The 11,821-nt window shown below is 72.5% G+C and carries 8 protein-coding genes; 1 reads left to right on the forward strand and 7 read right to left on the reverse strand.

Annotation, left to right across the window (positions count from 1 at the left end; translation table 11 throughout):
• Positions 1 to 316: 316 nt before the first annotated feature.
• The 7 genes from ACFWPI_RS21995 to ACFWPI_RS22025 all read right to left on the reverse strand — a co-directional run bounded on the left by ACFWPI_RS21995 (position 317) and on the right by ACFWPI_RS22025 (position 9,834).
• Positions 317 to 1,519 (reverse strand): acyl-CoA dehydrogenase family protein, encoded by a 1,203-nt coding sequence (locus tag ACFWPI_RS21995; RefSeq protein WP_063349591.1) that lies wholly within the window; start codon positions 1,517 to 1,519, stop codon positions 317 to 319.
• Between the two features lie 161 nt (positions 1,520 to 1,680).
• Complete coding sequence (locus tag ACFWPI_RS22000; protein ID WP_380376418.1) at positions 1,681 to 2,184, reverse strand: MaoC family dehydratase; 504 nt, start codon at positions 2,182 to 2,184, stop codon at positions 1,681 to 1,683.
• Positions 2,185 to 2,195: 11 nt separating this feature from the next.
• Positions 2,196 to 3,158, reverse strand: coding sequence for a CoA ester lyase (locus ACFWPI_RS22005; RefSeq protein ID WP_363369053.1), 963 nt, complete (start codon positions 3,156 to 3,158; stop codon positions 2,196 to 2,198).
• 27 nt (positions 3,159 to 3,185) lie between these two features.
• Positions 3,186 to 5,213 (reverse strand): protein meaA, encoded by a 2,028-nt coding sequence (locus ACFWPI_RS22010; RefSeq protein ID WP_063349594.1) that lies wholly within the window; start codon positions 5,211 to 5,213, stop codon positions 3,186 to 3,188.
• 10 nt (positions 5,214 to 5,223) lie between these two features.
• Positions 5,224 to 6,561, reverse strand: a complete 1,338-nt coding sequence (ccrA, locus tag ACFWPI_RS22015) for a crotonyl-CoA carboxylase/reductase (protein ID WP_380376421.1) — start codon at positions 6,559 to 6,561, stop codon at positions 5,224 to 5,226.
• A gap of 367 nt (positions 6,562 to 6,928) precedes the next feature.
• Entirely contained in the window at positions 6,929 to 7,849 is a 921-nt protein-coding gene (locus ACFWPI_RS22020) for a TetR family transcriptional regulator (protein WP_371519426.1), read from the reverse strand.
• Between the two features lie 209 nt (positions 7,850 to 8,058).
• A complete protein-coding gene (locus ACFWPI_RS22025; RefSeq protein WP_380376425.1) occupies positions 8,059 to 9,834 on the reverse strand; it encodes a 3-hydroxyacyl-CoA dehydrogenase family protein in 1,776 nt (591 codons plus the stop codon).
• A 530-nt stretch (positions 9,835 to 10,364) separates the two neighbouring features.
• On the opposite strand from ACFWPI_RS22025, the gene ACFWPI_RS22030 reads away from it, so the two are divergent.
• Positions 10,365 to 11,819 (forward strand): glutamine synthetase, encoded by a 1,455-nt coding sequence (locus ACFWPI_RS22030; RefSeq protein ID WP_380376427.1) that lies wholly within the window; start codon positions 10,365 to 10,367, stop codon positions 11,817 to 11,819.
• The last annotated feature ends 2 nt before the right edge of the window (positions 11,820 to 11,821 follow it).

Here is an 11,821-nt window from a genome sequence, read left to right on the forward strand (position 1 = left end):
GGGGTGTCGGGCCTCGGGTTTGGGCTGGTGGCTCCCGGGGGGCGGGGGTGGCTTGGTGGGGGTGGGGGGCGGGGCCGGGCCGGGGGGTGGGGGGGGGGGGGCGTGCGGGGGGGGTGGGTGTTGGCCCCCGCGCCCCCCCCCGCCGCCCGCTCCCGGAGGGCCGTGCCGGACCCAGGCGGACCAGGCCGGGGTCGTGATGGGCACGGCGGGTGGCCGGGACGGGCCCGCACGCCCGTCGACCGGCGGTTCGGAAGGGGTCGTCCAGCCGGCCCGGAGCGCCCCGGGGGCCGCTCGTCGAGCCGGGGTGACCCGGTGCTCACTCCGCGATCCGGTACTCCTCCAGGAGCCGGCGTCCGACGATCATCTTCTGGATCTCCGCAGTTCCTTCACCGATGAGCAGCATCGGGGCCTCGCGGTAGAGCCGCTCGATCTCGTACTCCTTGGAGAAGCCGTAGCCGCCGTGGATGCGGAAGGCGTCCTCGACGACCTCCTTGCAGTACTCGGAGGCGAGGTACTTGGCCATGCCGGCCTCGAGGTCGTTGCGCTCGCCGCCGTCCTTCTTGCGGGCGGCCATGACCATCATCTGGTGGGCGGCCTCGACCTTGGTGGCCATCTCGGCGAGCTTGAACTGGATGGCCTGGTGCTCGGCGATCTTCTTGCCGAAGGTGGAGCGCTGCTGGGCGTAGGAGATGCCGAGTTCGAAGGCGCGGCGGGCGACGCCGCAGCCGCGGGCGGCGACGTTGACGCGGCCGACCTCGACGCCGTCCATCATCTGGTAGAAGCCGCGCCCGGGGACGCCGCCGAGGATGCGGTCGGCCGGGATCCGGACGTCCTGGAGGACCAGTTCGGTGGTGTCGACGCCCTTGTAGCCCATCTTCTCGATCTTCCCGGGCACGGTGAGGCCGGGGACGGTCGGGTTCGGGCCGAATCCGGGGGTCTTCTCGATCAGGAAGGTGGTCATGTTCTTGTACGGGGTGCTGCCGCCCTCGTCGGTCTTGCACAGGACCGCGACGAGGGTGGAGGTGCCGCCGTTGGTGAGCCACATCTTCTGGCCGTTGAGGACGTAGAACTCCCCGTCCTTGACGCCCTTGGTGGAGATGGCCGAAACGTCGGAGCCGAGGCCGGGCTCGGACATCGAGAACGCGCCGCGGATTTCCCCGGCGGCCATCTTCGGCAGGAAGTGGTCCTTCTGTTCCTGGGTGCCGTGGGCGTTGATCATGTGCGCCACGATGAAGTGGGTGTTGACGATGCCGGACACGCTCATCCAGCCGCGGGCGATCTCCTCGACCACCAGGGCGTAGGTGAGCAGCGACTCGCCGAGGCCGCCGTACTCCTCGGGGATGGTGAGGCCGAAGAGGCCGAGCTGCTTCATCCCCTCGACGATGGCGGTCGGGTACTCGTCCTTGTGTTCCAGCTCGGTCGCGACCGGAATGATCTCCTTGTCGACGAAATCCCGCACGGTGGCGAGGATGTCCCGCTGGATCTCGGTGAGGCCGTCGGTCTGTGCCAGGCGTCCCATCGTGCGGCTCCGAAAGGTTTGAGGGGGCGGGGGGGGGGATTGCCGGGGGCCCTGCCGGCGTGGCTGCGGCAGCAGGGCCCCCGTTCCGGGTGGGGGTCGGCCGATGACGGCGGCCGGCCCCTCCGGGGTCTGGGGAGATCCGGGGTCCCAGGAAAGGGGTCCTAGGAAAGGGGAGTCGGGCGGCCGGGCTGCTCGCCGCCGCGCTCCTTGATGTACGTCCCGGTCGGCACCATCACCTTGCGGCGGAAGATGCAGACGACCGTGCCGTCCTGCTTGTACCCCTTGGTCTCGACGTACACGATGCCGCGGTCGTCCTTGGACTTGGACGGCCACTTGTCGAGGACGGTGGTCTCGCCGTAGAGGGTGTCGCCGTGGAAGGTCGGCGCGACGTGCCGCAGCGACTCGATCTCCAGGTTGGCGATGGCCTTGCCGGAGACGTCCGGGACGGACATGCCCAGCAGCAGCGAGTAGATGTAGTTGCCCACCACCACGTTCCTGCCGAAGTCCGTCGTCCGCTCGGCGTAGTTGGTGTCCAGGTGGAGCGGGTGGTGGTTCATGGTGAGCAGGCAGAAGAGGTGGTCGTCGTACTCGGTGACGGTCTTGCCGGGCCAGTGCTTGTAGACCGCGCCGACCTCGAACTCCTCGTAGGTGCGTCCGAACTGCATCGCGGCGGGCCTCAGCTTTCCGGGATCTCGAACTTGGTGGTGCGCTCCAGGCCGGCGGCCCGGCCCTTGCCGGCGATGACCAGGGCCATCTTGCGGCTGGCCTCGTCGATCATCTCGTCGCCGAGCATCGCGGAGCCCTTGGCGCCGCCCGCCTCGGAGGTGCACCAGTCGTAGGCGTCGAGGATCAGCTCGGCGTGGTCGTAGTCCTCCTGGGAGGGCGAGAAGATCTCGTTCGCGGCGCCGACCTGGTCGGGGTGGAGCACCCACTTGCCGTCGAAGCCGAGGGCGGCGGCGCGCCGGGCGACCTCGCGGTAGCCCTCCTGGTTGCGGATCTGCAGGTACGGGCCGTCGATGGCCTGGAGGTCGTTGGCGCGGGCGGCCATCAGGATGCGCATCAGGATGTAGTGGTAGGCGTCGGCCGGGTAGCCGGCCGGCTGCTCGCCGACCACCAGGGACTTCATGTTGATGGAGGCCATGAAGTCGGCGGGGCCGAAGATGATGGTCTCCAGCCGGGGCGAGGCCTCGGCGATGGCGTCGACGTTGACCAGGCCCTTGGCGTTCTCGATCTGTGCCTCGATGCCGATCCGGCCGACCTCGAAGCCCATGGTCTTCTCGATCTGGGTGAGCAGCAGGTCGAGCGCCTTGACCTGCTCGGCGTCCTGGACCTTGGGCAGCATGATGCAGTCGAGGTTGGGGCCGGCGCCCTCGACGACGGTGATCACGTCGCGGTAGGTCCAGTGGGTGGTCCAGTCGTTGACCCGGACGACGCGGGTCTTGCCGCCCCAGTCGCCGTTGTTGAGCGCGTCGACGATGTGGTGGCGGGCGCTCTCCTTGACGAGGGGGGCGCAGGCGTCCTCCAGGTCGAGGAAGACCTGGTCGGCGGGGAGGCCCTGGGCCTTCTCCAGGAAGCGCGGGTTGCTGCCGGGCACGGCGAGGCAGGAGCGGCGCGGGCGCAGACGGTTGACGGTAGCCATGAGGGTGGGTCGGTTCCTTCCCAGTGGTCAGCTGGTGGGCGCGGGTGCGGGCGTCCAGGGCTGGAGCTTGTTGGCGAGCCGGATCTCGTCCACGATCCGGCCGATGATGGTGGTGATGCCGAAGTCCTTCGGGGTGAACACGGCGGCGACGCCGGCGGCCTTGAGGGCCTCGCCGTCCGCTGCCGGGATGATGCCACCCACGATCACCGGGACATCCTGCACCCCGGCCCGGCGCAGCCGGCGCAGGACGTCGGGCACCAGCTCGCAGTGGGCGCCGGAGAGGATCGACAGGCCCACGCAGTGCACGTCCTCCGCGACGGCGGCGGAGACGATCTGCTCGGGGGTCAGCCGGATGCCCTGGTAGACCACCTCGAACCCGGCGTCGCGGGCCCGGACGGCGATCTGCTCGGCGCCGTTGGAGTGTCCGTCCAGGCCGGGCTTGCCGACCAGCAGGCGCAGTTTGCCGGAGCCCAGTTCCTCGGCGGTGGCGGCGACGGCGGCGCGCACCGCGGCCAGTTCCCCGCCGGGTTCGGCGGCCACCGCGACCGGGGCGCCGCCGACGCCGGTGGGCGCGCGGTACTCGCCGAAGACCTCGCGCAGGGCGAAGGCCCACTCGCCGGTGGTGACGCCGGCCCGGGCGCAGGCGAGCGTGGCCGGCACCAGGTTGGCGTCGGTGGCCGCGGTGGCCTTGAGCTCGGCCAGCGCGGTCTGGACGGCGGCCTCGTCGCGCTGTCCGCGCCAGGCCTCCAGGGCGGCGAGCACGGACTGCTCGGAGGCCGGGTCGACGACCATGATGGCGGTGTCGAGGTCGGCCGTGAGCGGGCTCTCCTCGGTGGTGTCGAAGCAGTTGACGCCGACGATCTTGTCCTCGCCGGACTCGATCCGGGCCCGCCGCGCGGCGTGCGAGGAGACCAGGTTGGACTTCAGGTAGCCGGACTCCACGGCGGGAATGACCCCGCCCATCGCCAGCACCTTGGCGATCTCCGCCTCGGCGCCGGCCAGCAGGTCGGCGGTCTTGGCCTCGATCACCTCGGAGCCGTTGAAGAGGTCGCCGTACTCCAGCAGGTCCGACTCGTAGGCCAGCACCTGCTGGATCCGCAGCGACCACTGCTGGTCCCAGGGCCGGGGCAGGCCCAGCGCCTCGTTCCAGGCGGGCAGTTGGACGGCGCGGGCGCGGGCGTCCTTGGAGAGGGTGACGGCCAGCATCTCCAGGACGATCCGCTGGACGTTGTTCTCCGGCTGGGCCTCGGTCAGGCCGAGCGAGTTGACCTGGACGCCGTAGCGGAAGCGGCGCTGCTTCGGGTCCTGGACGCCGTAGCGCTCCAGCGTGACCTTCTCCCACAGCTGGGCGAAGGCGCGCATCTTGCACATCTCCTCGACGAAGCGCACGCCGGCGTTGACGAAGAAGGAGATCCGGGCGACCACCTCGCCCATCCGCTCGGCCGGCACCTGGCCGGAGTCGCGGACGGCGTCGAGCACCGAGATGGCGGTGCACATCGCGTAGGCGATCTCCTGGACGGGCGTGGCCCCGGCCTCCTGCAGGTGGTAGCTGCAGATGTTGATCGGGTTCCACTTGGGGATGCGGCCGACGGTGTAGGCGATCATGTCGGTGATCAGGCGCACCGAGGGGCCGGGCGGGAAGACGTGCGTCCCGCGCGACAGGTACTCCTTGACGATGTCGTTCTGGGTGGTGCCGGTGAGCTTGGCGATGTCGGCGCCCTGCTCCTCGGCGACCACCTGGTAGAGCGCCAGCAGCCACATCGCGGTGGCGTTGATCGTCATGGAGGTGTTGGTCTGTTCGAGCGGGATGCCGTCGAACAGGGTGCGCATGTCGCCGACGTGGCCGACCGGGACGCCGACCCGGCCCACCTCGCCGCGGGCGAGGAGGTGGTCGGAGTCGTAGCCGGTCTGGGTCGGCAGGTCGAAGGCGACGGACAGGCCCGTCTGGCCCTTCGCCAGGTTCCGCCGGTAGAGCGCGTTGGAGTCGCTCGCGGTGGAGTGCCCGGCGTAGGTGCGCATCAGCCAGGGGCGGTCGCGCTCGTGCTGATCGGTCATCGGATGGGCCTCAGACGTTCCGGAAGCGGTTGATCGCCGGCAGGTGCAGCTCGCGCAGCGCGTGGTCGCGCACGCCCAGGCCCTCCTCCGGCGCCAGGCAGAGCACGCCGACCTTGCCCTGGTGCTTGTTGTGGTGCACGTCGAGGGCGGCCTGGCCGGTCTCCTCCAGGGAGTAGACCTTGGACAGGGTCGGGTGGATCTTGCCCTTGGCGATCAGGCGGTTGGCCTCGAAGGCCTCGCGGTAGTTGGCGAAGTGCGAGCCGACGATGCGCTTGAGCGACATCCACAGGTAGCGGTTGTCGTACTGGTGCATGAAGCCGGAGGTGGAGGCGCAGGTGACGATGGTGCCGCCCTTGCGGGTGACGTACACCGAGGCGCCGAAGGTCTCCCGGCCCGGGTGCTCGAAGACGATGTCGACGTCCTCGCCGCCGGTGAACTCGCGGATCTTCGCGCCCAGGCGCTTCCACTCGCGCGGGTCCTGGGTGTGCTCGTCCTTCCAGAACCGGTAGCCCTCGGCGGAGCGGTCGATGATCGCCTCGGCGCCCATGGCGCGGCAGATCCCGGCCTTCTGGTCGTTGGAGACCACGCAGATCGGGGTGGCGCCGCCGGCCAGCGCGTACTGGGTGGCGTACGAGCCGAGGCCGCCGCTGGCGCCCCAGATCAGCACGTTGTCGCCCTGCTTCATGCCGGCGCCGTTGCGCGAGACCAGCTGGCGGTACGCGGTGGAGTTGACCAGGCCGGGGGAGGCGGCCTCCTCCCAGGTGAGGTGCTTGGGCTTGGGCAGCAGCTGGTTGGTCTTCACCAGGGCGATCTGGGCCAGCCCGCCGAAGTTGGTCTCGAAGCCCCAGATGCGCTGCTCCGGGTCCATCATCGTGTCGTTGTGGCCGTCCGGGGACTCCAGCTCGACGGAGAGGCAGTGCGCGACGACCTCGTCGCCGGGCTTCCAGGCGTTGACGCCGGCGCCGGTGCGCAGCACCACGCCCGCGAGGTCGGAGCCGAGGACGTGGTACGGCAGGTCGTGGCGCTTGGTGAGCGGCGACAGCCGGCCGTAGCGCTCCAGGAAGGAGAAGGTGGAGACCGGCTCGAAGATCGAGCTCCAGACGGTGTTGTAGTTCACCGCACTGGCCATGACGGCGACCAGGGCCTCGCCGGGGCCCAGCTCGGGCAGGGCGACCTCGTCGAGGTGAAGGGACTTGCGGGGGTCCTTGTCGCGGCTGTCGAGGCCCGCGAACAGCTGCTCCTCGTCCTTGTGGAGCGTCACCGCTCGGTAGGACTCGGGAAGCTTGACGGCGGCGAAGTCCTCCGACGTGGCGTCGTTGCTGAGGATCGCGTCGAGGATTTCCTGCATGGCTGCCTCCGAAGGCGTACCTGTGTGAGGGCACAGGGCGTCTGGGGTAGCCGGGAGCGGACACCGGCTTCGCTGAGGTGGGTGGTGGTTGGTCGGGCTGGGCGCCCGGGGTGGACCGGGTCGAACGCGCACTGCTCCCGGGGTGTGGGAACGCCGGACGACGGCGCGCCGAGGTGGGGAGCCGCGGCGCCGCGACTGGTGAGTAACAAGGTAGTGGCACCCTGTGCCACTCGTAAAGACACCGGGTGTCACGAATTCCGGCGCGCTGGAGCGGCCCTCGAACGCGCTGCGGCGGACGCCGAAAGGGCCCGCGCCGACTGCTCGACGCGGGCCCTCGATATCGCTCTGACCTGGCTAGATGGTGACCTCAGGACTCCCTGGCGCCACTCAGTGCGGCCCGGATGCTGTCCACCACCACGTCCAGCGGAGCGTCCGTCCGGGCGACTGTGATGAGCACCTCACCTCCAGGACTGGCACTCAGTGCGCTCTCGGCCAGCACGTCACCGGGAGCCCCATTGGCACCCGGTGCCACCAGGGAGCCGCGGCGTCTGGCACCCGGCGTGCTGGCGGCCCAGAAAGTCCGCCGGATCACCTCGAAGGAGTGGTCCAGCTGCGCCTCCACGTCCCCGCGCCCGCCGGCCCGCAGCCAGCGCCGCAGCACGTGGTTGTGCGCCGCGACGACCGCCGCCGCCGACACCTCGGCCAGCATCGAGTCGTCCTCGCCGCCGCGCTGCCAGCCCGACGGGATGGACTCGCCGGTGTCGAAGCGGCCCAGCAGGTACCGGGTGAACAGCCGCTCGTACCGGGCCACCACGGCGATCTCCCGCTCGCGCAGCGCCGGGACCTGACGGATCAGCTGGTACCGCGCGACCGACACCCCCGGCGTCGAGGCGTACATCCGCAGCACCTCCTTGATGCCGCGGCAGACCACGTCCAGCGGGTGCTCCTCCGGCTCGGCGCTGGCCAGCAGGTCGGCCACCCGGACGAGGGTGTCGTCGTGGTCCGGGAAGATCGCCTCCTCCTTCGACCGGAAGTACCGGAAGAAGGTCCGCCGGGCCACCCCGGCGGCGGCCGCGATCTGGTCGACCGTGGTCTCCTCGTAGCCCTGCGAGGAGAACAGCTCCATCGCGGCCGTGGCCAGGTCCTGACGCATCTGCTGGCGCTGCGCCGCCGCCCGGCGGCTGCCCGGCCCCCCTTCCGGCCCGGTGCCCCCGGTCGAGGAGGCCGTCCGGTCGGCGCCGCGCGGTCCGGCGGAGTGCTGCGGGGTGGCTGACTGAACCCGATCCATGTCCGGAACGCTACACGGCCCCGGCGGTTCGGCCGCGGCCCTTCCCCGACGGACCGGTGCGACCGGGCCGGTGACGGCCGGTCTGGGCCAGCGCGCGGACACCGTCCCCGGGCTCCAGCCCGGTCTGACCGGGCCCGACCCGGCCGCGGACGGCCCGGTCCCGGGCGGCGCCGCCTCGCGCGCGGCGGCGCCCCCGGCAGCTGGCGTGGTCACCGGCGCGCGTGGTCGCGGAAGCCGCGGCCGGTCTTGCGCCCCAGGCAGCCGGCGGCGACCAGGTGCTCCAGCAGCGGTGCGGCCGCCAGGCCCGGCTCGCGGAACTCCTGGTGCAGCACCTGCTCGATGGTCAGCGAGACGTCCAGGCCGACCACGTCCAACAGCTCGAACGGGCCCATCGGGTAGCCGCAGCCCAGCTTCATCGCGGTGTCGATGTCGTCCACCGTCGCGTAGTGCTCCTGGAGCATCCGCACCGCGTCGTTCAGGTAGGGGAAGAGCAGCGCGTTGACGATGAAGCCGGCCCGGTCGCCGCACTCCACCGGGTGCTTGCGGACCTCGGCGGTCAGCTCCAGCACGGTCGCGGTGACGTCCGGCGCGGTCAGCACGGTGGAGACCACCTCGACCAGCTTCATGGCCGGCGCCGGGTTGAAGAAGTGCATGCCGATCACGTCCTGCGGCCGCGAGGTGGCGGTCGCGCAGCTGATCACCGGCAGCGAGGAGGTGGTGGTGGCGAGCACCGCGCCCGGCCTGACGATCTTGTCCAGGGTGGCGAACAGCTCGCGCTTGACCGCCAGGTCCTCGGCCACCGCCTCGATCACCAGGTCCACGTCGGCCAGTTCGGCGTACTGGCCGACCGGGGTGACCAGCGCCAGCGCGGCGTCCCGCGCCTGCGCGCTCAGCCGGCCCCGGTCGACCGCGCGCGCCAGCGACTTCGCCAGCTGCGCCTTGGCCCGGTCGGCCTTCTCCTGGCTGCGGGCGGCCAGCAGCACCGGGCGGCCGGCCTTGGCGAAGACCTCGGCGATGCCGGTCGCCATGGTGCCCGAGCCGCAGACGCCGATCGTGCGGACCTCCCGGCCCGCCACCGCGGGCCGCGCCGGGCCGGTCGCCGCGTCGACGGCCCTGGACGAGCCGGGCGCCTCGTAGGTGTAGAAGCCGCGGCCGGACTTGCGGCCCAGCAGCCCGGCCGCGACCAGCTGGCCGAGGATCGGGGCGGGCGCGTGCAGGCGGTCCCGGGACTGCTCGTACATCGCCTCCAGGACGGTCCGCGCGGTGTCCACGCCGATCAGGTCGAGCAGCGCCAGCGGGCCCATCGGCAGGCCGCAGCCGAGCCGCATCGCGGCGTCGATGTCCTCCCGGGAGGCGTACTTGGACTCGTACATCGCGGCGGCCTGGTTCAGGTACGCGAACAGCAGGCCGTTGACCACGAAGCCGGCCCGGTCGCCGGCGGCCACCGGCTCCTTGCCGAGGTCCCGGGCGAACGTGGCGGCGTCCTCGGCGACCTGCGGGGAGGTCAGCACCGTGCGGACCACCTCGACCAGCTTCATGCTGTGCACCGGGTTGAAGAAGTGCAGGCCCAGCACCCGCTCCGGGCGGGCGGTCGCGGCGGCGATCCGGGTCACCGAGAGCGCGGTGGTGCCGGTGGCCAGCACCGTCCCCGCCGGGCAGATCCGGTCCAGCTCGGCGAAGAGCTCCCGCTTCAGCTCCAGCTGCTCGGGCACCTCCTCGATCACCAGGTCGGCCCCGGCGGCGGCCGACAGCTCGTGGCCGACCGAGATCAGCGCCAGCAGCGCGGTGCGCTCCCCGGCGGTGATCCGCTCCCGGTCGACCGCGTGCGCGGTCGCCTCCTCGATCCGGGCCAGTGCCCGGGCGGCAGAGTCCTCGGTGGCCTCGATGCCGATCACCCGGCGGCCGCTCCTGGCGACGGCCACCGCGACACCGGCACCCATCGTGCCGAGGCCGACGACGGCGACCGTGGAAAAGGGACGCTCCATCTGTCCTGACTCCTAGTCCTGAAGGGCCCGCGCACGCCCCGGCGGGCGGGCCGCCGCGCCCGCGCGTGCGGCGGGGGCGGCCGCCGCCGGGGGAGGGTCCGCGCGCGGGGCTGGGGAGATGACGGGTTCCGGCACACGGCCCCGGCGGCCGGTCCGCTCCGGCCGAACTGAGGGGTGTGCCGTGGTGCTCAGGCGCTCAAGGGTGAAAGGAAGCGGCTCTGATACGAGGAAGGAGACCCGGCCCGCCGCGGTTCGCGGCGCCGGCCGGTGAATGACGCACCGCGCGCCCGCCGTGGACACGGCGACCGCAGGCCCCCGCCGGTGCGGCTCCCGTAGCCCGGCGGTGGTGCGTCCGGCCACTGTAGCGAAGCTACCCGCGAGTAGGAAGGGGTGCGGGCGTCACAAAAGGCATCCGGACGGCGGGGCGGGGTCCGGTGGCGGCCCGAACGGGTGAACGGGCGGACGGGCGTCCACGGGGACCACCCGATAGGGGAGTTACCCGGCCGCGGCGGGCGGGGCAGCATGGGGGCATGACCCTCGGAACCGCCGCCGGCCCCGCCGCGTCCGCCTCCGGCTCCACCGGCCCGGCCGGAGGCCTCGGCGGGCACCTCGCCGCCGTCACGCTGCCCCCGCGCGCCGCGCGCGTCGAACAGGCCGAGGCCGCCGTCGACCGGCTGCGCACCGCTGCCGTCGACGCGGTGGCCGTCACCTGGGTGGACAACGCGGGCATCACCCGGGTCAAGGCCGTCCCGCTGGGCGCCCTGGTGCACGCCGCGCAGTGGGGCGTCGGTACCGCACCCTGCTTCGACGTCTTCCTCGCCGACGACGGCATCACCACCAGCCCGAGCACCGGCGGCCCCACCGGGGACCTGCGGCTCTACCCCGACCTCGACCGGGTCGTCCCGCTGGCCGCCCAGCCCGGCTGGGCCTGGGCCCCGGGGGACCGGCACACCCAGGCCGGCACCCCGCACCCCGGCTGCCAGCGGCTGTTCGCCCGCCGGATGGAGGCCGCGGCCGCCGAGCGCGGGCTGACCCTGCGGGCCGGCATCGAGGTCGAGTGGGTGGTCGCCCTCGCCGGCGGCCCGCAGGAGGAGCCGCAGTACCCGACGCACGGCCCCGCGTACGGGATGCACCGGCTCACCGACCTCACCGACTACCTGCGGGACGTCCTGCGCGCCCTCGGCGAGCAGGGGCTGACCGTCCTGCAGATCCACCCCGAGTACGCCCCGGGCCAGTTCGAGGTCTCGGTGGCCCCCGAGGGCCCGGTCGGCGCCGCCGACACCTCCGTCCTGGTCCGGCACACCGTGCGGGCCGTCTCCGCCCGGCACGGCCTGCGGGTCTCCTTCGCCCCCGTGGTCGAGCCCGGCGCGGTCGGCAACGGCGGGCACCTGCACCTGAGCCTCTGGCGGGACGGCCGCAACCTCGGCCACGGCGGCCCCGGCCCGCACGGCCTGACCGCCGAGGCCGAGGGCTTCCTCGCCGGGGTGCTCGGCGCGCTGCCCGAACTCCTGGTGCTGGGCTGCTCCAGCCCGGCCGGCTACCTGCGGCTGGTGCCCTCGCACTGGGCCGGCGCCTACCAGTGCTGGGGCCTGGAGAACCGCGAGGCCGCGCTGCGCCTGGTGACGGGCTCCACGGGGGAGCGGGCCGACGCCGCCAACGCCGAGGTCAAGTGCTTCGACGCCACCGCCAATCCGTACCTGGCGGTCGGCGCGGTGCTCGCCGCCGGTCTCTCCGGCCTCGACCAACACCTGGAGCTGCCACCGGAGTTCACCGGCGACCCGGCCGCCGCCGAACCCGGCGCGGTGCCCCGGCTGCCGACCGGACCGGCGCAGGCGCTGGCCGCGTACGAGCGCTCGTCGGTGCTGCGCGAGGCGCTCGGCGGGCCGCTGTACGAGGCGGTGCTGGCGGTGCGCCGGGCGGAGGGCGAGCAGTACGCCGCCGCCACCCCCGAGCAGTTGGTCGCCGCCACCCGCTGGCGGTACTGACC

It is taken from the genome of Kitasatospora sp. NPDC058492, assembly GCF_042720685.1.
Classification (GTDB): Bacteria; Actinomycetota; Actinomycetes; order Streptomycetales; family Streptomycetaceae; genus Kitasatospora.